Source organism: Gilvibacter sp. CC01, assembly GCF_055755295.1.
The window spans coordinates 57,059-79,256 of record NZ_CM146909.1 but is presented as its reverse complement, the minus strand read 5'-3'; the positions used below and the strand labels follow the sequence as shown (position 1 = coordinate 79,256).

Genomic DNA, 22,198 nt, shown 5'->3' with positions numbered 1-22,198 from the left:
AGATTATGGATGATAATTTTTCTCCCAGAGTAAAAGATGTAATTGCCTATAGTAAAGAGGAGGCATTGCGTCTGGGCCATGATTTTATCGGCACCGAGCACTTGATGTTGGGATTGCTGCGCGATGGCAATGGGAAAGCAATAAACATACTCAATGCGCTGGATATTGACCTGAATAACCTGCGCCGCAAGGTTGAGATATTGAGTCCTGCCAATCCAAATTCGGCAGCGACCTCCAACGATAAAAAGAATCTGCATTTGACCCGTCAGGCCGAACGCGCCCTAAAGACGACCTTCTTGGAGGCCAAGCTGTTTCAAAGCTCATCTATCAATACGGCTCATTTGCTGTTGTGTATTCTCAGAAACGAGAACGACCCAACGACCAAGTTGCTGAACAAACTCAAGATCGATTACGACGGCGTTAAAGACCAATTTAAATTTATGATCGCAAACGACGATGACTTTATTGATTCGCCTACGGCAGAATCCTCTTTTGGTGACGAAGATGACGCAACCGCAGAAGACGGTGGTAAAGACAATCCTTTTGGTGGCGGAAGTACCAAGGGGAATAAAAAGTCGAAAACGCCTGTTTTAGATAACTTCGGACGCGATCTGACTGCTCAGGCCGAAGAAGGCAAATTAGATCCTGTAGTAGGACGTGAGGCCGAAATTCAGCGTGTTTCTCAGATATTGAGTCGCCGTAAAAAGAACAACCCCCTCCTTATTGGAGAACCTGGGGTTGGGAAATCTGCCATTGCAGAAGGCCTAGCCCTGCGTATTGTACAACGTAAAGTGTCGCGTATTCTTTACGACAAGCGTGTAGTTACTTTGGACTTAGCGAGCTTAGTTGCAGGTACCAAATACCGCGGACAGTTCGAAGAGCGCATGAAAGCGGTGATGAACGAGTTGGAAAAGAATGACGACATCATTCTCTTTATCGATGAGATCCACACTATAGTTGGCGCCGGAGGTGCCACAGGTTCTTTGGATGCATCCAATATGTTCAAACCAGCGCTCGCACGTGGGGAGATTCAATGTATCGGTGCCACTACGCTAGACGAATATCGTCAATACATCGAGAAAGACGGTGCTCTAGAGCGTCGTTTTCAAAAGGTATTGGTTGAGCCTACCTCTGTAGAAGAGACCATAGAAATCCTCAAGAACATCAAAGAGAAATACGAATCGCATCACAATGTGACTTATACAGACGATGCTTTGGAGGCTTGTGTAAAGCTTACAAACCGTTATATGACAGACCGTTTCTTACCAGACAAGGCTATCGACGCTTTGGACGAAGCCGGTTCACGTGTGCACATTACCAACATCAATGTGCCTTCTACCATTTTGGACATTGAGAACAAACTGGAAGAAGTTCGCGAACTCAAGAATACAGTGGTCAAAAAGCAGAAATACGAAGAAGCTGCTAAACTCCGCGACGACGAAAAGAATTTAGAACGAGAATTAGCGCGTGCTCAAGAAGCTTGGGAAAACGAATCCAAGCTGCACCGAGAAACCGTATCCGAAGAGAATGTCGCAGAAGTGGTCTCTATGATGACAGGAGTTCCTGTGAATCGCATAGCACAGACCGAAAGCACGAAATTGGCTGCCCTCCCAGATCGTATCATGGGTAAAGTGATCGGTCAAGACGAGGCAGTGAAAAAAGTGGTTAAAGCCATTCAGCGTAATCGCGCTGGGCTTAAAGATCCGAACAAACCGATCGGTTCCTTTATATTCTTAGGGCAGACAGGGGTTGGTAAAACGCAGTTGGCTAAAGTATTGGCCCGCGAACTCTTTGATTCCGACAACGCCTTGATCCGTATCGATATGAGTGAGTACATGGAGAAATTTGCCGTTTCTCGTTTAATTGGTGCACCTCCAGGATATGTTGGTTATGAAGAAGGAGGGCAACTCACCGAGAAGATCCGCCGTAAACCTTATGCGGTCGTGCTGCTCGATGAGATCGAAAAAGCGCATCCAGATGTATTCAACATGATGCTACAGGTATTGGATGACGGATATTTGACAGATTCTTTGGGTCGTAAGATCGACTTTAGAAATACGATCATCATTATGACCTCCAATATCGGATCACGCAAGTTGAAGGACTTTGGACAAGGAGTTGGTTTTGGCACCTCAGCCAAAATGAACCAAGCCGATGCACACGCCAAGAGTGTTATTGAGAATGCCTTGAAGAAGACTTTCGCGCCTGAGTTCTTGAATCGTATAGACGATGTAATGGTGTTCAACGCCCTAGAGCGTGAGGACATCCACAAGATCATCGATATCGAACTAGATAAATTGATCGCCCGTATTGCTGACCTGGGTTACACCCTACAGCTTACCGAAAAAGCCAAAGACTATATTGCAGACAAAGGCTTTGACAAGGACTACGGTGCCAGACCGCTCAAAAGGGCCATCCAGAAGTATGTGGAAGATGCCCTAGCGGAAGAGATCATCAATACTTCGCTGCAAGAAGGAGATACCATTACCATGGACCTGGACAGCAAGACCGAAGAACTGAAGATCAAGATCAAAAAACAAAAAAAGCCTACGAATTCGTAGGCTTTTGTCTTTATATTCTTAGGCCATAACTAGCGCTAACTAACCAAATTAATATAGCTCCGCAGCATCTATTTGTAGGCCCTCTAAAAAGCTAATGCTGTTGTGGATGTCTTCGGATAGTATCCTGTCTTCCGAAACCACAGGCACTTCACCGCGATACACTTCTAAAAGCGACTCCAAAAAGGCGGAGGTCTTAAGCGGTGCTCTAAAAGCCAATGCTTGTGAGCTGTTCATCAGTTCTATAGCGAGCACCTTAGTAACATTTGCGGCAATACGGTAACATTTGGTAGCCGCATTAGCTCCCATGCTCACATGATCTTCTTGCCCATTGCTAGAAACTATGGAGTCCACAGAAGCCGGACTGGCCAATTGTTTGTTCTGGCTCACTATGCTCGCTGCGGTATACTGCGGAATCATAAATCCGGAATGCAAACCTGGCTTTTGTACCAAAAAGTCTGGTAAGCCTCTTAAGCCAGAAACCAATTGATAGGTACGACGCTCTGAAATATTAGCCAATTCGGCCAAGGCAATTCCCAGATAATCCAAGGCCAAGGCCAGGGGTTGCCCGTGAAAGTTACCGCCAGAAATGATTCTGTCTTCCCCAACAAAAATATTGGGGTTGTCTGTTACCGAATTGATCTCTGTAAGTACCGTTTGCGCCACAAAATCCAAAGTGTCTTTAGTAGCTCCGTGTACCTGTGGCACACAGCGAAATGAATACGGATCTTGCACATTGGACTTCTCCCCTGCTGCTATTTCACTTCCGTCTAAGAATTCAAGTATCCGCGCAGCGGTCTTGATCTGCCCCTTGTGCGGGCGAACTAAATGTACCAGCGGATCAAAAGGACTCAAGTTGCAATCAAAAGCATCTACAGAACTAGCGGCAATAAGGTCTGCCAAATAAGACATTTTATAACCTTGAAGCAGCAATTCTACCCCGTAAGCACTCATGAACTGGGTGCCGTTGAGCAGGGCCAAACCTTCTTTGGCTTGTAATTTTATCGGGCTTAAGTTCAATTGTTTTAATACTTCTGAGGCCAATTGGCGCTCGCCCTCAAAATAAACCTCTCCCTTGCCGAGTAGTGGCAAAGCCAAATGCGCTAATGGCGCCAAATCTCCAGAAGCCCCTAAACTGCCCTGTTGGAATACCACAGGCAATACTTCGTGGTTGTAGAATTCAATCAGTAATTCTACAGTTTCTAAAGACACTCCACTATGGCCATAGCTCAAAGATTGGATCTTGAGTAGTAGCATGGTCTTTACTACGGCTTTGGGAACTTCTTCGCCCACACCACAAGCATGAGACATAACTAAATTCTCTTGTAATTCGGTCAGTTTGTCTTCAGAAATGGCAACATTACACAAGCTGCCAAAGCCTGTATTTATACCGTAAACCGGTGACTTGGTAGACTCCAATTTGCCGTGTAAATAGTCGTAGGAACGCTGAATTCTCTCCCGAGCAACATCGCTGAGTTGTAAGTGGTGAGGCTGTTCAGCTAGTTTCTTTAAAAGCGGTAAGTCCAAGGTAGACGAACCGATCTGATAGGTGGCATCCATACTGTTAATTGATGCCTCAAAAATACACTTTCTGTGTCAATAATTAAGGGCCTACCAAAAGCAAATGTCTGTTTAATCTTCTTGTGCTTCTTCTTGCTGCGGAGCCTGCTCAGGCTTAAACAATTCAATGAAGGCATTACCAATGTTCAAAGTAATATCCGAAGCCAACAGCGCTTGATATCCCAATTGTTGGACCGCAATATCTCCGGCGCTTCCGTGCAGGTAAACACCCATGGCAGCCGCTTGCCAACTCGGGTATCCTTGTGCCATTAGCCCGGTGATCATTCCGGCCAGAACATCTCCGCTTCCGGCGGTTGCCATTCCTGGGTTCCCAGTTGGGTTGATAAGCATTCCCTGCTCAAAGCAAATGCAGGTGTGCGCTCCTTTAATAAGCAGCACCAAATTGTATTTGGCAGCAAATGCTTTAATCTTTTGAACTTTGTCAAAGTCGTCTGTCCACTCCCCTAACAGCCGCTTTAATTCTCCTGGATGAGGTGTCAGCACCGACTGCGCTGGGATCTTTTCGTAGGATTCTGGTGATGTAGCCAAAAGGTTCAATGCATCTGCATCTAAAACAACCGGATTTTTCTGTTGTTCTAAAAAGCCGATCAAAGCGTTTTTAGAGGCTTCTTCCATCCCCATCCCCATTCCGATTCCGTAGGTGTGATCTTCACTTTGTGGAATACTGTCCAAGAAGGTATTCTCATCGGCACTAGACGCCATAGCTTCTGGCACAGCGGTCTGCATAACCGTGAGCCCGCAGGCAGGCACATGAGCTGTAGCTAAACCGCTACCAGCCCTTAAGGCCGCTTGCGTAGCTAGCACTACTGCTCCAAGCTTTCCTTTGCTACCACCTACCAACATACTGTGACCAAAAGTGCCCTTATAAGAGAATTTGGCTCGGGGTTGATACCAACTTAAAATATGCTGCTTGTGTAATAAGGTAGCTATGGGCGGTTGTGTCATAAGAAATTCCGGATCCAAGCCGATATCCATGGCCTCCCAGGTATTGGTGTAAATTCCGGTAGACGGCATGAAAAAGGACAACTTGGGTGTTTGGAAACTCAAGGTGTGATTGGCCTTTACAACCGCATCTGGGTCTTCAATTGGGGCGTTCGGATAAAGCCCGCTGGGCATATCGATTGCCAATATAAAAGCTCCTGCACCATTTAGATGCTGCACCATGGCCTTTACCCAACCTTCCATACAACGATTCAGACCAATACCGAAAATAGCATCCACTACAACATCATCGCGGTGTATTTCTGGAAAATCTGCCTCCGATCTTATAAGTGTGGGCCACTTTTTAGTGACTTGCTTAACTCTGTCGTAGTTGATCAAAAAGTTTTTAGAACGTTTGTCACTGCAGTTGACCACATAAGTGTGAACATTATAACCGTGCTGAATGAGATGCCTGGCCAAAACTAAGCCATCTCCGCCGTTATTACCTATTCCACAAAAAATCCTAACAGGAACTTGAGCCCCTTGCATTCTGCTGTGTAACCAATTGAAAACCTGAGTTCCTGCCCGTTCCATCAGGTCGGTTGGCCCCAATTCTTGTTTTTGAATGGTTATGGCATCTGCCTGGTATAATTGTTCTGTAGAAAATATGTTCATGCTGAGGTGCTTTAGCGCGGTTTTTGCAGGCTTAAAGGTAGGATTTTAAGCAGAGTTTCTGCGGATTTATTTTTGATAAATTCTCGTTAAGTTCTCGGGGAAACTGCCCAGATAATACTTAAATTTGTTGCGGTTGCGTCTGAGGCATATCTGCTTCATATCCTACCGAAAATCGGAACTAAATTAAATTAAGACATCGTTTTGAAAAATACTGCACTTACTGAAACGCATCAGGCACTCGGCGCCAAAATGGTACCTTTTGCCGGTTACAATATGCCTGTCTCTTATGAAGGCGTAAACATAGAACACGAAACTGTTAGAAATGCCGTTGGGGTGTTCGATGTTTCTCATATGGGCGAATTTTTAGTGAGTGGTCCAAATGCTTTGGCCTTGATACAAAAAGTATGTTCTAACGATGCGGCTAAACTCACCGTTGGTAAGGCGCAGTACAGCTGTTTCCCTAATGAGGACGGTGGCATTGTAGACGATCTTATCGTTTACCGTGTTAAAGAGGAGGAATACTTGTTGGTGGTAAACGCCTCCAATATTGAAAAGGACTGGGCTTGGATAAACAAGCACAATAGCATGGGAGCTTCTTTACGCGACATTAGTGAAGATTATTCCCTACTCGCCATTCAAGGGCCAAAAGCGGTAGAAGCCATGCAGTCGCTAAGCAGCGTTGACCTAGCTTCTATAAAGTTTTACAACTTTGTTGTGGGCGATTTTGCCGGTATTGAGCACACCATAATCTCTGCCACAGGATATACCGGTAGCGGCGGATTCGAGATCTATTGCAAAAACAGTGAAGTAAAACAAGTTTGGGACAAGGTCTTAGAAGCTGGCGCAGACTATGGGATAAAACCTGTAGGGCTTGCTGCTCGTGACACCCTTCGCTTGGAAATGGGCTACTGCCTGTACGGAAACGATATCGACGATACCACTTCTCCTATCGAGGCTGGACTAGGTTGGATCACTAAGTTCACCAAGGACTTTATAAACTCCGAAGCCTTAAAAGATCAAAAAGAAAGAACTCCGGAGCGCAAACTCGTAGGATTCGAATTAGAAGATCGCGGAATTCCTCGTCAAGGCTATGATATAGTCGATGGCAACGGTAAGACGGTTGGAAATGTCACCAGTGGTACTATGTCGCCGTCGCTTAAAAAAGGTATTGGTATGGGTTATGTACCTGCCGTAATGGCCGATCCGGGAACGCGTATTCACATTCAGATAAGAAAGAATGCAGTACCGGCCACTGTAGTAAAACTTCCGTTTTATAAAGGATAGTGCGTCGGATTCTGATACTTGGAGCTAGTGGTTATTTAGGGCGGATCTCCTACAAGGAACTCACCCCTTACTTTGATCTACACGGCACTTATTTTTCCTCAAAAGACTATACTGAAAATCAGGTCATGCATTACTTTGACCTAGAAAAGGATTCCGTTGCTGATCTACTTAAAAATTTAAACCCTACTACGGTTGTTTATGCCCTAGCTGGGCCACAGCAGGCGCAGCAGCAAATCCTAAAGATACTTGTGGAATATTGCCGTGCAACCGAAGCACATCTGGTTCTCTTCTCTGGAGTTGCTGTGTTCGATGCCGTGCGCTCTCATGCCAGTTATGAGACCGACAAGCAATTGCCGCAATCTATTCAAGGCAAACACCTAAGTCAGCTGGAACGTATAGTGATGGACCTGCCAGAGTCCTTGTATAGTATTTTGCGATTGCCTTTGCTTTTAGGGCCAAGTGCTCCGCTTATAAAACAACTGCAAGCCGCTCATGCTCACAAAGCACATTTTGAGTTGCATCCCAATGAGATTATTGGTATCAATACCGAACAAGAACTGGCCAGACAACTCCATTATATTGTGAATCGCAAGGCTACGGGAGTATTTCATTTAAGCAGTACAGATTTGATCCACCACAGTGACCTGTTTATAGAACTGGCCCAAAAATTGGGATTGCAACCCATGGCATTTTCTTACAATTACAGCTCCAATGAAGATGAATACCGTGCACTCTTGCCCAAATACAACAAACTACCTGCACACTACAGAAGTTCTGTGGCTCAATTGATCAACCAAGTGGTCCTCAACGAAGAAATAAGTACCTTAAGCCCTAAGAACTCTTAAAAGACAGGCTAATGAAACTTTCGGAGACAGAAATAGATAAAGCGCTTACAGAGCTGCCGCAATGGCAGTACACAGAAGGGTTTCTCAAAACAGAGATAGTCTGTGAGGATTTTAAAGCTGCCTTTGCTCTAATGACGAGAATTTCCTTTGAGGCTGAGGCCTTGAATCATCATCCGAACTGGGAGAATGTCTACAACCGTATAACGATAGCCTTGCAAACCCACGAAGCTGGCGGGATCACCTCCGCAGATATAGAACTTGCCAAGCGTATTTCTGATCTGGTATAATCATTTTAAAAGAAGTTGCATTTTTTTAAATTTGCGCTTCGAATCAATTTTTATCTATGGGAAGAGCGTTTGAATTTAGAAAAGCACGTAAAATGAAGCGATGGGCGGCTATGTCCAAAGCTTTTACGCGAATTGGGAAAGATATTGTTATGGCCGTTAAAGAAGGCGGTCCTGATCCGGACGCCAATTCCAAACTGCGCGCGGTAATTCAAAATGCCAAGTCGGTCAATATGCCTAAGGACAATATTGAGCGCGCCATTAAACGCGCTTCTGACAAGTCTCAGGGCGATTATAAGGAAGTCTTATTCGAGGGTTACGCTCCACACGGGATTGCCATTTTGGTTGAGACCGCTACAGACAACAATACCAGAACTGTGGCTAACATTCGTTCTTACTTTAATAAGTGCGACGGCAGTTTAGGTACTTCAGGATCTGTGGTATTTATGTTCGATCACACCTGTAATTTTCGCATCAACGGCGAGGGGATCGATCTGGAAGAGCTAGAACTAGAACTCATAGATCACGGTGTTGAAGAGGTCTTTGAAGATGAAGATGGCGTTATGATTTATGCCCCTTTCGAAAGCTTCGGAGCGATACAATCCGCTTTAGAGGAAAAAGGGATCGAGATCATAGCCTCTGGCTTTGAACGTATCCCGCAGGTGACCAAAACATTGGATGCGGCATCTAAAGAGGATGTAGAGAAACTTCTGGAAAAGATCGAAGAAGACGACGACGTTCAGAACGTCTACCACAATATGAACGAACTCGACTAATAACCCCAGCGATACGTAAGAGAATTCGCTGATTTTGTTAGTATAGTCTCAATTCCTTAACTTAGCTCTGTAGGTTAAATAAAAATCAATGCGTAATTTACTGATTTACTTTGTGTTAAGCAGTGTAATCTGGTCTTGCCAAAAGGACTCGTTTCTGGAGGAAAGAGGCGCGAATCCCACCGGGGATTCCACCATTAGTGTGGATCCGACCGATGAGGAGATTTTTGACGACATTGATCTGCAAGATCCTAGAGCTAGCTTAGACAATAGCAGCCAAGGCTTATACCGCGGAATATTCTCCACTTACGATGGAGTGTATCACGGAGAAATTGTGATCAATCTTAGTAATAACGGTGAAATGGCAGCTGCCATTCATTTTATCAACGGGCAAAAAATGGCCTTTATGGCAGAAACAGAAACTTTGACCACCGTTGCTTTTAGAAACAACCAAGGTTCCTTCTTTTTCAATGTAGCAGATATAGATGATCCTAAGGCAACTCAGGTTGTCCTCAACGAAGTACCTGGATATATCAAGGCATACAAGGAGCGATCTTCTAGACGAATTTCTATAGCCCTTGGGCATTATGACGACTCTCTAGAACCTGATTTTAAAGGAAATTGGGATCTGATCTCTTTCGGTATACGCGAGTTTAATTTTCCTGGCGCATTCCGTTTGAGCGAAGTAGTCATTTCTCGAGGTGAACAGGTATATGTTGACCTGGAAAGAGACACTACGGAAGATTTTGAAGGTTGCTTCGGATTTGATGTACGCGGGCCTTATATAGCTCAGGTTTCTGGCGATATCGCCTTATTGGAAGGTAAAAACCAATTCTCGAACTTTAACGGTTTTCGCTGCGATTGGAACCTTTCTTACAGTTTTCAGAACAACCGTGGCACCTATTCAGATACGCGATGTGCCCCTACAGCACAATCCGGAGTATGGTTCTGGAACGGTCGCAACGGACGCTTGTTCGTAGATGCGTTACGAATTAACTAAGCTGCTTTTTCTAAAAATCTTGTGTGTATTCTGGGATCTTCCCTACTACCCCTCTGAATTTTGCCATTAAGGCAGCCGTATCGGATTCTAGATCTCCTGTGAGGGTATAAGGTGGGTGTACCACTACAGTTTTGGTTTTGTAATCAAAGGCAACCGCTATTACCGGCACCTTGGCAGCCATAGCGATGTAAAAGTATCCTGTTTTCCAAGCATCTACTTTCTTTCTGGTGCCTTCTGGCGCAATAGCCATGCGGAACTCTTCGTGTTTATCAAAGATAGCCGCTATAGCTTCAACCTTGTTCTGCCCAGAGGTTCTGTCTAGCGGATAGCCTCCCATCCAACGAAAATAGGCTCCCATAGGCCACTTAAAAAGTTCCTTTTTACCGACAAAATTAATTTTGGTCCTTAAAATTCTACGTGCAAACGATCCAATAGCGAAATCGTGCCAATGTGTATGCGGCACTACCAAGACCACCGATTTTTTGACCTCCTGATCAAAGCTACCCTGGATCTTCCAACCCATAAGCTTGTGGAAAATGAATTTAGTGAACCACATGCTACATTTTTAGGTAGAGTTCGCGTAGTTTTTCGCGCGTTGCTATTTTTTGCCAATTGTCACCCAGAGCATTCTCCCACAACGGAACCAAGCCCAAAGCAGTATCTATCATGGTTTCCATTTGAGCTTCGGTCAATTGATAGCAAATTCCCTTAGGTAGGTCGATCTGATGCTTGGTCATCATTTGCTTGAAAAGCTTTACCCCTTCAGGATAAAATTCCTGCAACTGATTAAAGACGATGCAGTTTCCAATGCCGTGTTTGGCACCCAACACATAACTGAGTCCATAACTCAAAGCATGAGCTACCCCGACTTGAGAATAGGCAATGCTCATACCGCCGTGCCAAGAAGCCATCATGAGTTTGGCACGAGACTCATCCGCAGCAATACCATCACCTAAAAAGATCTCTAAACACAGATCATAAGCTTTTTCTCCATAACTCTGGCTAAAGGCGTTCAAAAAAGTTCCTTGTAAAGATTCCACACAATGAATGAAACAATCCATACCCGTGTAGAACCATTGATTCTTGGGAACACCGATACACAGATCCGGATCCAAGATCACTTGATCAAAGGGAGTAAAATCACTATTGATGCCGAGTTTCTTTTCTGGGCCGGTCAAAACGCAAGTTCGAGACACTTCAGCTCCTGTTCCTGAAATAGTAGGGATGCCAACGTGATATACCGCCTTTTTTCCTACCAAATCCCAACCTTGATAGTCTGCAGCTCCGCCGGGATTGGTTAAGAGTATAGAAACCGCCTTGGCCAGATCTAAAACCGAGCCACCGCCAATACCAATAATACCGGAAGGTAGTTGTTTGTACTCTGCTCGTATGCGATTTACTATAGCGTCTACTTGGGACGTTTTAGGCTCTTCTATGGTAGAAACAAAAATGAGCTTATCGTTGTATTCTAAGGTAATTCTATCGGTTAATTCGGTATTGTTCTCAAAGACATCGTCTACCAAAAAGACAAATGGAGATCGGTCTTTACGCTGTGGAGCCAAGATCTGTTTGAGCTGATCAAAACTACCCGTACCGAATACCACCTTGGGAACCATAGGAAAGTTGCGATAGCCCATGTTGACCACCGGAGCTTCCTGCTTTTCGATAAGACGCTTGGCTCGCGCCAGATCTTCTGGAGTATCGATCTCCACACCTTGATCCTTAGTAACGGCCATTTTAATATTATGTCCGTATTCCAAGTAACGAATACACTCGATCTTTTCTGCAGCCTCCAGCTTGCGCATGGGTAGGCGATAAAAATCCATAATCGCCTGCTTTCTAAAGGCATAGATTCCCTTGTGCTTAAAATACTTGACCGCCGTATTCTTATCTCGCGGATACGGTATCGGAGATCTTGAGAAATAAAGGGCAAAATTGTCTTTATCTACAATGACCTTAACGCAATTTGGATCGCTGATCTCTTTCCAGTCTGTTATCTCTGTCATTAAAGACGCCAAGTCAATCTTTTCTGCATCTTCTTGATAAAACACATTCAGGACTTGCTCCAAACCTTCTTTAGTGGTAAAGGGTTCGTCTCCCTGCACATTGACCACTATGTCCACATCCATATCTGCAACAGCTTCTGCAATCCGGTCGCTTCCGCACTCATGCTCCTTTTGGCTCATAATGGCCTTCCCGCCATGAGCCGTAATCTCTTGAAAAATCACATCGCTATCAGTAACCACATATGCATCTTGGAACAAGCCGGTATCCAGAGCGGCCTCATAAGTGCGACGAATAACAGTCTTACCGCCCAAGTCCTGCATGAGTTTACCTGGGAATCTCGAGGCGCCATAACGTGCGGGTATCATTGCAATAATACGCAGTGGTGTGTTCAATGTGATGTGTTTTAGAAGGTCAAAAGTACAATAATTTATAAGATCGATTGGGTTAGTCCTCTGCAAAGAACGATCTTGAAAACCCCAGCAAATAGACTTTTTCACTGGCACGTGTTAGCGCGGTGTACAACCATCTAAAATAGGACTTATCTGGGCCTTCTGGCAAATAGGGTTGTTCTATAAAAACCGTTGGCCATTGCCCTCCTTGCGATTTGTGACAAGTAATGGCATAGGCGAACTTGACTTGCATGGCATTAAAATATTTGTTGTTCTTAATGGCCAAAAACTTCTTGTAATGGGAGACTTCATCTTCATAATCCTCCTTTACTGCTTCGTAAAGTCGGTTGGAATCTTCATAAGGCAAAGATGGAGTTTCTGCCATTAGTGTATCTAGAAGCAAGACCGTCTCAAAAGGCTTCATCTCTGGATAATCTACCATGCGCACGCTAACGGTTGCAAATCTAAAACCGTAAAGATCGCTAATGGCATGGATCTCTAAAACTTCTATAATATCTCCGTTTGCTACAAAGCCTGCCGCGCTGTCTGGTTTTAACCAGAAATAGTTGTTCTTAACTACCATGAGGAAATCTCCAGCCTCCAATTCCCCTTCTTTAAAAAGGATTCGTTGTCTTATCTGCTGATTGAACAAATTTGCGCGTTTGTTGGATCGTACAATTACAATAGCACCTTCTGTGCCTTGATCACTATAAGCATCATTAAGCGCATCCATGACCTCTTGGCCGTCTGTTGGCCTTACCATATCGTGAAAGTCGCTGAGTTTAAACTGATAGCCCTCGTAGAACTCATGAGACAAGCGATCTCTGATCTCAGTGGCATTGAATAAGATACCACTATCCATTTGCTGTCGCACCACTTCGTTGAGCTCCATAACATTCACCTTTTTGTCAAAAAAGCGAGCCATTAGGTCTTCGTCTAAGGCCGGACTTACATCTAATTTAACAGGTGGTAGTTGAGCTGTATCCCCAATAAGGATCAATCGGCATCCGTGCCCACTGTAGACGTATTGGACCAAATCTTCTAAGAGTGACGATCGTTCCTGAGAGGTTGCGTTGAGCTGCATGTCGGGTATCATGGAGGCCTCATCGACGATAAAAATCGTATTTCTGTGTTTGTTTGGTCTTTTTACAAAAGTGATACCGCCGCCTTTCTTTTTTCGGGGCGTATATATCTTACGATGGATGGTATGTGCCTGTCTACCAGCGTAATTACCCAATACCTTTGCCGCTCTTCCGGTTGGTGCCAATAAGTAGGCCGACTTTTTCAACTTCCAAAGCTGACTCACCAAGGTGGCCATAATTGAGGTCTTTCCGGTACCGGCATAACCTTTGAGCACAAACAACTCATCAGGAGCTGATTTACAGCAATATAAAGCCAATAATTGTAAGGCTTTCTGCTGTGTTAAAGTAGGCTGATGAGGAAAGTTTTCACGCAGAATTTCGTAAAATTCTTGAGGTTGCATCCGGATGATTTCTTTGCCCTAAAACTAAGGGAATTTTATAGGATATTACTTTCGCAAAACAAAAAAAATTGTAGATTTGCGTTAGACCTAGTTTTAACAAAAAAACTCTCTTCAAGAATGAAAATAGTAATTCAATTAGTGCTTTGGGCAATCATTGGTTTGTTAGGGTATTTATTGTTTAAATCCATTTACGGACCAATTCAATTCAACCAAGTCAAAGAGAAGCGCTACGCTAAAGTAATCGACAACCTTAAGGATATTAGATCTGCTCAATTGGCTCACCAAGAAGTTACCGGAGTATTCGCTAAGGATTTTGACGGTTTAGTAGCCTTTGTAGATACGGCTGAATTTGCCATTACCCAACGTAGAGACACCATCTATGATGATGTTGAAAAGAACAAAGCTTTCGGAATTACAGAAGGATACTTCATTGAAGAGACACTTATCGATACCATCGGATACCAGAGTGTTAAGGATTCTCTTTTTAGAGATTCAGATCGCTACAAGACCATGATGAACATTCCTATCACTGGTGTAGATGCCAAGTTCGAAATGGATGCTGGTATGATCGAATCTGGAGATTTTAAACTACCTGTGTTCGAAGCTAAAGTGGCTAAGAATGTTATTCTTTCAGATCAAGATCCAGATTTATTAGCTCAGGAGAACCAGATCGTATCGGTAGAAGATATTAACGGAACACACATTATAGTAGGATCCATGACCGAGGTTAATACCAACGGTAACTGGCCTAAAAACTATGACACACCCGCAAGAAAGAATTAAAGCGGTTTCGACCGAAAACATAAAAAGACTGTCCGTTCAAATTAGTTTGACCGGACTTTCTTTTTTCTTGGAATATTCGGATGCCGAGCCTTGGAGCTATGAGCACAAGCTCCGGTCTGGCTTGCATCCCGGAGATATCTTATTGGAGCTGCAGGAATTGATCAGCAGTGAGCCGCGTTTAGAGGCGAAGGCAGACGAAGTAGTCGTTATTTATCATCATACAACCTTCACCTTTGTTCCTGAAGTACTTTTTGACCCAAGTAATCTGGCCGACTATTTGAAATACAACGCCAAGATCTTGCCTAAGGATTATCTGGATTATGACCTTTTGAAGTCAAGAGAAATGGTCAATGTCTATGTTCCCTTTACCAACATCAACAATTATTTCTTTGACCGATACGGGGACTTTACCTTTTTGCACAGTGCTACCGTATTGCTTGCAGCTATAGCGCGTACTAACAATACCAACAAAGCACAGGTTAACGCACACTTGGATGCAGAGACCTTATTGGTCGCCATAACCAGCGGACGCAAAGTAGCCCTTATCAATGCCTTTGCCGTGAACTGTCCGGAAGACTTTGCCTACTATCTCTTATTCTGCATGGAACAACTTCAGTTGGATCCCAAAGAAGTTACTGCTGTGCTCAGTGGAACGATCAAAGAAGACGACCCCTATTTTGAGTTGGCGTATCGCTACATCAAAGATGTTGAAGTGCTGTCGGCTTCTCAGCAGCCCTTTCTACTTAAAAATGTTGCCGGCGCATGCGAATAATTTCTGGAACACATAAAGGTAAACGCCTGAGAGCTCCTAAAAACTTGCCTGTTCGGCCAACTACTGATTTTGCCAAGGAATCCTTGTTCAATATTCTTGGAAATCGCATTAATGTAGCTGATACTAAGGTGTTAGATCTCTTTGCAGGAACTGGGAACATCTCCTATGAATTTGCTTCCCGTGGAGCCGAAGACATCACTGCGGTAGATCAACACTACGGCTGTTGCAAGTACATTAATGCAACATCTAAAGAATTGGATTTTAATATCCGCGCCATTAAAAGTGATGTTTTTGCCTTTGTAGCAAAGCATTTGGAATCCTATGACCTGATCTTTGCCGACCCTCCATATGACATGGGTGAAGAGGCATTCAGCAATTTGGTCACTAAAGTATTAGCGGGAGATTTACTTGCTGCGGATGGCATCCTGATCGTTGAACACCCCAAGCACTTAGACCTGAGTGAAGTTCTTGGTTTTTTTGAACTGCGCAGATACGGTGGCAGTTGCTTTTCTTTCTTTAATAAAAAATAGCAGACCTGTAAGCCGGATTCTGTACCCCGAAGTAAATAAAATTCACTTCAGGGCCCTTATCATTTATCTGGAGTGTACATTACTGCACCCTTCTATCTGCCTACCCTCCTGCATCGCGCGAGCAGCTCTCAAACGCAGGTTTACATGGCATTTCACCGCATAGAGTTTACCTGATTTCACTACAGCCTTACCTGTACTTGCTTTCTGTTGCACTTGTCCTCCCCCAAAGTAGAACGAGTTCACTTTAGGGTGACGGCCGTTAGCCGCTATGCTGCTCTGTGGTGTCCGGACTTTCCTCCCAGAAGAAACTTCTGAGCGATAAGGCGGTCTGCTGGCTGCAAAAGTACATTTTTTGACAAATAATGTTAATAAAAAACCAGAATTACAACGGCATACAGCCCCTAAAATACCCCCTTGTTTTTATCTTTGTTTACAGATGGAACACTTTATTGTATCGGCTAGAAAATACCGCCCTGCAACCTTTAAAGAGGTAGTGGGACAAGGCGCTATTACCAATACCTTAGAGAACGCCATTGCTAATAATCATTTAGCGCAAGCCTTATTATTTACAGGGCCTCGTGGTGTTGGAAAGACAACCTGTGCTCGTATTTTGGCCAAGCGTATTAATGCTGATGATAACACGGCGGAAGACGAGGATTTTGCCTTCAATATCTTTGAACTAGATGCAGCCTCTAACAACTCTGTAGATGACATCAGAAGTTTGATCGATCAGGTACGGATCCCACCTCAGGTAGGTAAGTTCAAGGTCTATATCATTGACGAGGTGCATATGCTTTCTGCAGCGGCTTTCAACGCTTTCTTAAAAACACTGGAAGAACCACCTAAGCACGCTATCTTTATTTTGGCAACTACAGAAAAGCACAAGATCATACCAACCATTTTATCGCGCTGTCAGATCTTTGATTTTAAGCGGATCACCGTTAAGGACATCAAGGAGCATCTGATGCACGTAGCCGCCTCAGAAGGTATTACTGCGGACGAAGACGGCCTACAGATCATTGCGCAAAAGGCCGATGGAGCCTTGCGTGACGCCTTGTCTATATTTGATAGGGTGGTGAGTTTTTCAGGTAAGAATTTGACCCGTCAGGCAGTTACGGAAAATCTGAATGTACTGGATTACACCACTTATTTTAAAGTGACCGATTTGATCTTAGCCAATAAGATACCAGAATTGCTTTTGGAGTACGATAACATTCTCTCCCAAGGCTTTGACGGACATCACTTCATTGCCGGTCTGGCATCTCATTTTAGAGACCTTTTGGTAGGACAACAACCTCAAACCAACGACCTATTAGAGGTTGGCCCAGACATCAAAGCCAAGTATTTAGACCAGTCGCAGCGCTGTGACAAACAATTTTTGATAACAGCCATAGATAAGGCCAACAGCTGTGATCTGCAGTTTCGCAGTAGCAGAAATCAACGTTTATTGGTTGAACTCTGTTTGATGCAACTCGCCTCTATCACTTTTGATGGAGAAAAAAAAAAGTCTCCTGACCACCTAATTCCAGCCTCTCACTTTAAGACCGTACGCCCTGTAGAGCGACTGGATGTGCCAAAAGCCAAAGTAGCTCCTGTTAAGGCTCCTCTACAAAATAAGCCGGCACCAAGTCCGCAGCAAACAAATCCCCAGCCAAGCGAAGTACTCGCAACTCCGCAGCAAACGAATCCGCAGCAAAACGAAATACTCGCAACTCCGCAGCAAGAATCAGACATAAAACCAGAAACTGCTCCCCCACCCAAGGCAAAGCCAGCCCTGAACATTGGAGCAAACTCCGGCAAAAAAGTATCTGCGCTGTCTTTAAAGTCTATCAAAGAAAAGCAGCAGCTACAAGCACAGAACGCCAAAGAAGACAAGGCTGCAGACCTACCAAAAGAAGATTTCTCTCAAGAAGCCTTAGAAGAGAATTGGAAAGCCTACACGGCTAAAATGGAGAAAAAGGGCCGTTATAATTTGGTTTCGCACTTAAGCATGGCCCTGCCACAGAAACAAGACAATCATTTGGTCTTGGAATATCCGAATGCCACTATAAAAGTGGAACTTGAATCTGCATCTCACGAGCTGTTGGCATTTTTAAGAAAGCGACTTAAAAATTACGATATAGAACTCGATATTCGCGTGAATGAAGAGATCCAAAAGCGATATGCGTATACTCCAAGAGAAAAATACGACAAGCTAAAAGAGATCAATCCGTTAATGGATACTTTGCGCCAAGAATTCGACCTGGAAATTTAATGCTATGTTAGGACTTAAACTACCCACGGACCCACGTTGGGTTAATATCGTTGAAAAGAATATAGACGAGATCCTTACCGATCACGCTTATTGCGAGCAAAAAGCAGCAAGTACGGCCATATCACTGATTATCGGATATCCGGAATACACCGAACTGGTGGCAGAAATGACCCTTTTGGCACAAGAAGAAATGAGCCATTTTAAAATGGTACACGATCGTATAGTAGCCCGTGGAGGCCATCTGGGGAGAGAACGCAAAGATGCCTATGTAAATCAACTTATGAAGTTCTTTCCAAAAGGAGGAAGTCGCAACGACCAATTGATACACAGACTCCTTTACGCGGCACTAATAGAAGCCCGTAGTTGTGAACGTTTTAGGTTGCTTAGTGAGGAATTGGAAGATGAAAAGCTAGCCGACTTTTACCGCAAATTGATGACCTCTGAAGCCAATCACTACACCATGTTCTTAAAATTTGCCCGAAAGTACGGAGATCGTGAAGCTGTAGACAAAAAATGGCAGGCGCTTTTAGATTTCGAAGCCGAGATCATGAAAGATCTTAGCAAATCAGAAACCATACACGGTTAATTACTTTACCTGCAGCTGATGCGCACTGTGTTCTTGATGCAAAGTCTTGATGATCCCGTCCGCTAGTCCAATCTTAGGTACATAGATATAATCTGCCTTGGCCCACTTCATGGCCGAAAGGTAAATACGGGTTGCAGGAATGATAACATCCGCGCGGTCAGGGTTCATCCCAAGACGAGCGATGCGTTCCTCATAAGTGAACTTCTGAAGAATCTTGTAATGATTACTCAAAAACAGATAAGTCAGCGGTCTACCGATCTTTATTCCAGATTCCTTGTAAATGCTGTTGATGTTTCCACCCGAACCGATCAGCGATACATCGTCTAGCTCCGAAGTATTGGCCTTTATCCAGCGTTTTACACGATCCCAAAGATCGTCGTCTACCTGGTCATTCAATAGACGTACCGTACCTAGTTTAAAAGATTTTGAAGCCAATACTTTCCCTTCACCATATACCGTGAACTCTGTGCTTCCCCCCCCTACGTCTACATACAAGAAGTTGCGCTCGTCGTCGATCAGAGTCTTAAGATCTGTGGAGGCAATGATCGCCGCCTCCTCTTTACCGTCTATGATGTGAATGTGAATTCCGGCTTCGTTAGCTATGCGTTCCGCCACGGCATGACCGTTACGCGCTTCGCGCATAGCGGAGGTCGCACAGGCTCTGTAGGCTTCTATCTTATGGACATTCATGAGCATTTTAAAGGCCTTCATGGCCTCTATCATTCGATTAATATTGGCCTTGGATATAGCTCCCTGTTCAAATACATCTGCTCCTAAACGTATAGGAACGCGAACCAAGGACGTCTTTTTAAAATTGGTCGGCCCGTCATCCAATTGCGTGACCGTCGCAATAAGTAATCTTATAGCGTTAGACCCAATATCAATGGCTCCGTATTTCTTAATAACTATCAATTTGACGCAAGCTTTTGTTGGTAATAAGAATACATTTCAAATTGTGAGCGTATTGGAGTTTCTCCGTTGCGCTTTCTATAGGCGTTGTCTTGTTTTTCGCTGATAACCCTAGCCTTGACATTGTCTCGCCAGCTGATATCAAAAGTGTCCATGATCTCCTGCTTGATGTCCGGATCGTAAATTGGACAGCCAATTTCTACCCGTCTGTCGAGGTTACGGGTCATAAAATCGGCCGAGGAGATGTAAATCTTAGGATCGCCTTGGTTTTCAAAGATAAACACTCTGGGGTGTTCTAGGAACTTATCGACTATACTGATCACCTCGATATTCTCGCTAACGCCAACCATCCCAGGGATCAAACAACAGATTCCCCTAGCGATTAACTTTATTGGCACTCCAGCCTGAGAAGCCTCGTAGAGCTTGTCTATCATAGGATAGTCCGACAAATTGTTGAGTTTTATCTTGATCCCACTCGGCAAACCATTGCGGTGGTTCTCTATCTCATCCTCAATAAGGTTATACAGCACATTTCGCGTATAATGCGGAGAGACCATGAGGTGATTGTATTTTTTGATCTTGTAGTTTACCTCCAAGAAATCAAATACCTTATTGACCTCCTTTAGTATCTTTTGATTAGCCGTAAACAAGGTGTAATCGGTATATATCTTAGCGGTGGATTCATTGAAGTTCCCCGTACTAATAAAGCCGTAACGTTTGCTTTTCTTGCCGTGATTACGCTCTATGACACAAGCTTTACTATGTACTTTTAGCCCAGTGACACCGAATATAAGATGCACCCCTTCTTGCTGCATTTGTTCTGCATAACGAATGTTCGCTTCCTCGTCAAAACGCGCCTGCAACTCGATCTGCACTGTGACCTCTTTACCGTTCTTTGCGGCGTTGATCAAGGAACCGGCTATGTGGGAGATCTCTGCCAAGCGGTAGATGGTGATCTTGATCTTTTCTACTCGCGGATCCAAGGCTGCCTCTCGCAAGAAACGGATCACATAGGTAAAATCGTGATAAGGAGCATAAAGCAGCGCGTCCTTTTCATCTATAGCGTCGAGTATACTGTCTGAGCCGTGCAGTCCTGGTACGGGTAAGGGTTTGATCTTATCGTATAGCAGATCCTGCCTACCAAAGCTCGGAAACTTCATATAATCGCGTCGGTAGTGGTAACGTCCGCCTGGGATCACACTATCAGTCGCGTCTACCTCCATTTTTTCCAGTAGATAATTCAGTGTATCCTGTTGAATGGATTTGTCGTAAACAAAGCGCACCGGTTCTCCGGAAGATCGTTCCTTAACACTTTTAGATATCTTGGCAATAAAGCTTTTACTCAGATCACTGTCCATGTCCAAACCAGCATCTCTAGTGATCTTGATCATATGCGCCTCTATGGATTCATATTTGAACAAACTGAAAATTGTACCCAGCGAATAGCGGATAAGATCGTCCAAAAGTATCACGAATTGCTTGTCCCCTTCTTGAGGTAAAATAATGAATCGGTCTAAAAAGCGTGGGATCTCTATAAGTGCGAAATTCACCTTCTGGTGCAGTATCTTTTCGTCTTCTCGCATTTCCATGCGCACCATCAAATAGGCCGCGGCATCCTGCATTTTGGGAAAACTTGTCTTGTCACTCAGCATGATCACCCCTAAAGCAGGACTCACCTTGTTCTGAAAGTAATCTGCTATGAATTCGTGCTGCCGCTGACTTACCTGTGTTTCATCGATAACAAAGATGTTCTCTTTTTCAAGCTCTTTGTAAATTCCTTCCAAGATTTTCAAACTCTCGGACTGATGCTCTATCACGATCTCCGTGATCTGTTCCAAAAGATCCTGGGCCGCTATTCCCTTTAAGGCAGAGCGCCCGCCTTTTCCGGCATCTACTATACGCTTTACAAAGGCATAACGAACTTTAAAGAATTCGTCCAAGTTGTTCGAGAATATTCCTAAGAATCTGATCCGTTCAATTAAGGGTACCGTGGTATCTGCAGCTTCTTGCAGTACGCGTTCGTTGAATTGGAGCCAACTGATCTCCCTATTGATGTATCGTTCTTGAAGTTCGTTCATTAGCGAATTTCTTTTGGAAATAATGTCATTATTGTCTTGCCATCGCTTAAGTTGTCCCAATCGTCCTGTTGGAATCGAATGGCCGCAAACCCACAGGTTGGCAAATTATCTATGTATTTGTCACCGAGCATATTCACTATACTAGTAAAAGCATGGTTGTGCCCAAAGATCATAAGTGTTTCCAGCTCCGCTGGGGTCTCTGCAATTACTTGCATCACATCTTGGCCACCAAAGTCATATAAGCGTTCATCTACGAGACACTTCTCATCTGCCGCCCCAAAAGCCTCCTTAAAGAACAAAAAGGTTGTATGTGCTCTGTTAGCAGGACTAGATATAAACAACTGTGGCGTAGCTATTTCTTTAGACACAGCCAAGGCCATCGCCTCCGCATCGTTAAGCCCTCGTTCTTTTAACGGCCTTTCCCTGTCGGAGAGATTATGCTCCCAAGAAGATTTTGCATGTCGCACCAAATACAAGGTCTTCATA

Annotated in this window: 19 protein-coding genes, 1 other RNA gene and 1 pseudogene; 11 read left to right on the top strand and 10 right to left on the bottom strand. The window is 44.2% G+C overall.

The window, feature by feature from the left end; translation table 11 throughout:
* Positions 1 to 5: 5 nt before the first annotated feature.
* Positions 6 to 2,561, top strand: coding sequence for an ATP-dependent Clp protease ATP-binding subunit (locus AC0J2F_RS00410; RefSeq protein WP_374960160.1), 2,556 nt, complete (start codon positions 6 to 8; stop codon positions 2,559 to 2,561).
* Positions 2,562 to 2,609: 48 nt separating this feature from the next.
* Here the strand turns inward: AC0J2F_RS00410 and hutH are convergent, their stop codons facing one another.
* Entirely contained in the window at positions 2,610 to 4,118 is a 1,509-nt protein-coding gene (gene hutH, locus AC0J2F_RS00405) for a histidine ammonia-lyase (RefSeq protein WP_473008081.1), read from the bottom strand.
* A gap of 72 nt (positions 4,119 to 4,190) precedes the next feature.
* The gene (locus AC0J2F_RS00400; RefSeq protein ID WP_473008080.1) at positions 4,191 to 5,735 is read right to left on the bottom strand and encodes an NAD(P)H-hydrate dehydratase; all 1,545 of its coding nucleotides are present in this window, start codon (positions 5,733 to 5,735) and stop codon (positions 4,191 to 4,193) included.
* Positions 5,736 to 5,936: 201 nt separating this feature from the next.
* Between AC0J2F_RS00400 and gcvT the strand changes: the two genes are divergently transcribed.
* The 5 genes from gcvT (at position 5,937) to AC0J2F_RS00375 (ending at position 9,921) form a co-directional block, all read left to right on the top strand.
* A complete protein-coding gene (gcvT, locus tag AC0J2F_RS00395; protein ID WP_473008079.1) occupies positions 5,937 to 7,019 on the top strand; it encodes a glycine cleavage system aminomethyltransferase GcvT in 1,083 nt (360 codons plus the stop codon).
* Positions 7,019 to 7,864 carry a sugar nucleotide-binding protein gene (locus AC0J2F_RS00390; RefSeq protein WP_473008078.1) on the top strand — a complete coding sequence of 282 codons (846 nt, stop codon included), beginning with the start codon at positions 7,019 to 7,021 and terminating at the stop codon, positions 7,862 to 7,864. The genes gcvT and AC0J2F_RS00390 overlap by 1 nt, the downstream gene beginning before the upstream one ends.
* Before the next feature lie 11 nt (positions 7,865 to 7,875).
* Positions 7,876 to 8,151: a 4a-hydroxytetrahydrobiopterin dehydratase gene (locus AC0J2F_RS00385; protein WP_473008077.1), complete on the top strand. Its 276-nt coding sequence runs from the start codon at positions 7,876 to 7,878 to the stop codon at positions 8,149 to 8,151.
* 56 nt (positions 8,152 to 8,207) lie between these two features.
* Positions 8,208 to 8,924, top strand: a complete 717-nt coding sequence (locus AC0J2F_RS00380) for a YebC/PmpR family DNA-binding transcriptional regulator (RefSeq protein ID WP_087525378.1) — start codon at positions 8,208 to 8,210, stop codon at positions 8,922 to 8,924.
* Between the two features lie 88 nt (positions 8,925 to 9,012).
* On the top strand, positions 9,013 to 9,921 hold the full coding sequence (locus AC0J2F_RS00375; RefSeq protein WP_473008076.1) for a hypothetical protein: 909 nt from the start codon (positions 9,013 to 9,015) through the stop codon (positions 9,919 to 9,921).
* A 10-nt stretch (positions 9,922 to 9,931) separates the two neighbouring features.
* Here the strand turns inward: AC0J2F_RS00375 and AC0J2F_RS00370 are convergent, their stop codons facing one another.
* The 4 genes and pseudogenes from AC0J2F_RS00370 to AC0J2F_RS00355 form a co-directional block, all read right to left on the bottom strand.
* The gene (locus AC0J2F_RS00370; protein WP_473008075.1) at positions 9,932 to 10,477 is read right to left on the bottom strand and encodes a 1-acyl-sn-glycerol-3-phosphate acyltransferase; all 546 of its coding nucleotides are present in this window, start codon (positions 10,475 to 10,477) and stop codon (positions 9,932 to 9,934) included.
* A gap of 1 nt (position 10,478) precedes the next feature.
* Positions 10,479 to 11,537 carry an iron-containing alcohol dehydrogenase family protein gene (locus AC0J2F_RS00365; RefSeq protein ID WP_473009348.1) on the bottom strand — a complete coding sequence of 353 codons (1,059 nt, stop codon included), beginning with the start codon at positions 11,535 to 11,537 and terminating at the stop codon, positions 10,479 to 10,481.
* A 42-nt stretch (positions 11,538 to 11,579) separates the two neighbouring features.
* Positions 11,580 to 12,293: pseudogene (gene kdsB, locus AC0J2F_RS00360) on the bottom strand (3-deoxy-manno-octulosonate cytidylyltransferase); the annotation flags it as partial.
* Positions 12,294 to 12,372: 79 nt separating this feature from the next.
* A complete protein-coding gene (locus tag AC0J2F_RS00355) occupies positions 12,373 to 13,800 on the bottom strand; it encodes an ATP-dependent DNA helicase (RefSeq protein WP_473008074.1) in 1,428 nt (475 codons plus the stop codon).
* Positions 13,801 to 13,917: 117 nt separating this feature from the next.
* Between AC0J2F_RS00355 and AC0J2F_RS00350 the strand changes: the two genes are divergently transcribed.
* The 3 genes from AC0J2F_RS00350 to AC0J2F_RS00340 are packed head-to-tail and all read left to right on the top strand — an operon-like array spanning position 13,918 to position 15,885.
* On the top strand, positions 13,918 to 14,583 hold the full coding sequence (locus AC0J2F_RS00350) for a hypothetical protein (protein WP_473008073.1): 666 nt from the start codon (positions 13,918 to 13,920) through the stop codon (positions 14,581 to 14,583).
* Positions 14,558 to 15,355, top strand: coding sequence for a DUF3822 family protein (locus AC0J2F_RS00345; protein WP_473008072.1), 798 nt, complete (start codon positions 14,558 to 14,560; stop codon positions 15,353 to 15,355). Before AC0J2F_RS00350 ends, AC0J2F_RS00345 begins: the two co-directional genes overlap by 26 nt.
* Positions 15,346 to 15,885, top strand: coding sequence for an RsmD family RNA methyltransferase (locus AC0J2F_RS00340; protein ID WP_473008071.1), 540 nt, complete (start codon positions 15,346 to 15,348; stop codon positions 15,883 to 15,885). The genes AC0J2F_RS00345 and AC0J2F_RS00340 overlap by 10 nt, the downstream gene beginning before the upstream one ends.
* Here AC0J2F_RS00340 and rnpB read toward each other — a convergent pair.
* Positions 15,878 to 16,220: RNase P RNA component class A (gene rnpB / locus AC0J2F_RS00335), an RNA gene on the bottom strand. The genes AC0J2F_RS00340 and rnpB overlap by 8 nt on opposite strands.
* Before the next feature lie 101 nt (positions 16,221 to 16,321).
* Here rnpB and AC0J2F_RS00330 point away from each other — a divergent pair.
* Complete coding sequence (locus AC0J2F_RS00330; protein WP_473008070.1) at positions 16,322 to 18,139, top strand: DNA polymerase III subunit gamma/tau; 1,818 nt, start codon at positions 16,322 to 16,324, stop codon at positions 18,137 to 18,139.
* Positions 18,140 to 18,143: 4 nt separating this feature from the next.
* Positions 18,144 to 18,725: a MiaE family protein gene (locus AC0J2F_RS00325; protein WP_473008069.1), complete on the top strand. Its 582-nt coding sequence runs from the start codon at positions 18,144 to 18,146 to the stop codon at positions 18,723 to 18,725.
* Here AC0J2F_RS00325 and AC0J2F_RS00320 read toward each other — a convergent pair whose 3' ends face one another.
* The 3 genes from AC0J2F_RS00320 to AC0J2F_RS00310 are packed head-to-tail and all read right to left on the bottom strand — an operon-like array spanning position 18,726 to position 22,197.
* On the bottom strand, positions 18,726 to 19,637 hold the full coding sequence (locus tag AC0J2F_RS00320) for a Ppx/GppA phosphatase family protein (RefSeq protein WP_473008068.1): 912 nt from the start codon (positions 19,635 to 19,637) through the stop codon (positions 18,726 to 18,728).
* Positions 19,634 to 21,712 (bottom strand): polyphosphate kinase 1, encoded by a 2,079-nt coding sequence (gene ppk1 / locus AC0J2F_RS00315; protein ID WP_473008067.1) that lies wholly within the window; start codon positions 21,710 to 21,712, stop codon positions 19,634 to 19,636. Before ppk1 ends, AC0J2F_RS00320 begins: the two co-directional genes overlap by 4 nt.
* Positions 21,712 to 22,197, bottom strand: coding sequence for a SixA phosphatase family protein (locus AC0J2F_RS00310; protein ID WP_473008066.1), 486 nt, complete (start codon positions 22,195 to 22,197; stop codon positions 21,712 to 21,714). The genes ppk1 and AC0J2F_RS00310 overlap by 1 nt, the downstream gene beginning before the upstream one ends.
* Between the last annotated feature and the right edge of the window lies 1 nt (position 22,198).

What these genes read in the sequence shown, in the direction of transcription:
- AC0J2F_RS00385 (WP_473008077.1), top strand. Translation starts at nt 7,876, where the DNA reads ATGAAACTTTCGGAGACAGAAATAGATAAAGCGCTTACAGAGCTGCCG.
- AC0J2F_RS00380 (WP_087525378.1), top strand. Translation starts at nt 8,208, where the DNA reads ATGGGAAGAGCGTTTGAATTTAGAAAAGCACGTAAAATGAAGCGATGG.
- AC0J2F_RS00375 (WP_473008076.1), top strand. Translation starts at nt 9,013, where the DNA reads ATGCGTAATTTACTGATTTACTTTGTGTTAAGCAGTGTAATCTGGTCT.
- AC0J2F_RS00310 (WP_473008066.1), bottom strand. Translation starts at nt 22,197, where the DNA reads ATGAAGACCTTGTATTTGGTGCGACATGCAAAATCTTCTTGGGAGCAT.
- AC0J2F_RS00355 (WP_473008074.1), bottom strand. Translation starts at nt 13,800, where the DNA reads ATGCAACCTCAAGAATTTTACGAAATTCTGCGTGAAAACTTTCCTCAT.
- ppk1 (WP_473008067.1), bottom strand. Translation starts at nt 21,712, where the DNA reads ATGAACGAACTTCAAGAACGATACATCAATAGGGAGATCAGTTGGCTC.
- hutH (WP_473008081.1), bottom strand. Translation starts at nt 4,118, where the DNA reads ATGGATGCCACCTATCAGATCGGTTCGTCTACCTTGGACTTACCGCTT.
- AC0J2F_RS00345 (WP_473008072.1), top strand. Translation starts at nt 14,558, where the DNA reads ATGACACACCCGCAAGAAAGAATTAAAGCGGTTTCGACCGAAAACATA.
- AC0J2F_RS00340 (WP_473008071.1), top strand. Translation starts at nt 15,346, where the DNA reads ATGCGAATAATTTCTGGAACACATAAAGGTAAACGCCTGAGAGCTCCT.
- AC0J2F_RS00370 (WP_473008075.1), bottom strand. Translation starts at nt 10,477, where the DNA reads ATGTGGTTCACTAAATTCATTTTCCACAAGCTTATGGGTTGGAAGATC.
- AC0J2F_RS00410 (WP_374960160.1), top strand. Translation starts at nt 6, where the DNA reads ATGGATGATAATTTTTCTCCCAGAGTAAAAGATGTAATTGCCTATAGT.
- AC0J2F_RS00350 (WP_473008073.1), top strand. Translation starts at nt 13,918, where the DNA reads ATGAAAATAGTAATTCAATTAGTGCTTTGGGCAATCATTGGTTTGTTA.
- AC0J2F_RS00365 (WP_473009348.1), bottom strand. Translation starts at nt 11,537, where the DNA reads ATGGTTCCCAAGGTGGTATTCGGTACGGGTAGTTTTGATCAGCTCAAA.
- AC0J2F_RS00400 (WP_473008080.1), bottom strand. Translation starts at nt 5,735, where the DNA reads ATGAACATATTTTCTACAGAACAATTATACCAGGCAGATGCCATAACC.
- AC0J2F_RS00330 (WP_473008070.1), top strand. Translation starts at nt 16,322, where the DNA reads ATGGAACACTTTATTGTATCGGCTAGAAAATACCGCCCTGCAACCTTT.
- AC0J2F_RS00325 (WP_473008069.1), top strand. Translation starts at nt 18,144, where the DNA reads ATGTTAGGACTTAAACTACCCACGGACCCACGTTGGGTTAATATCGTT.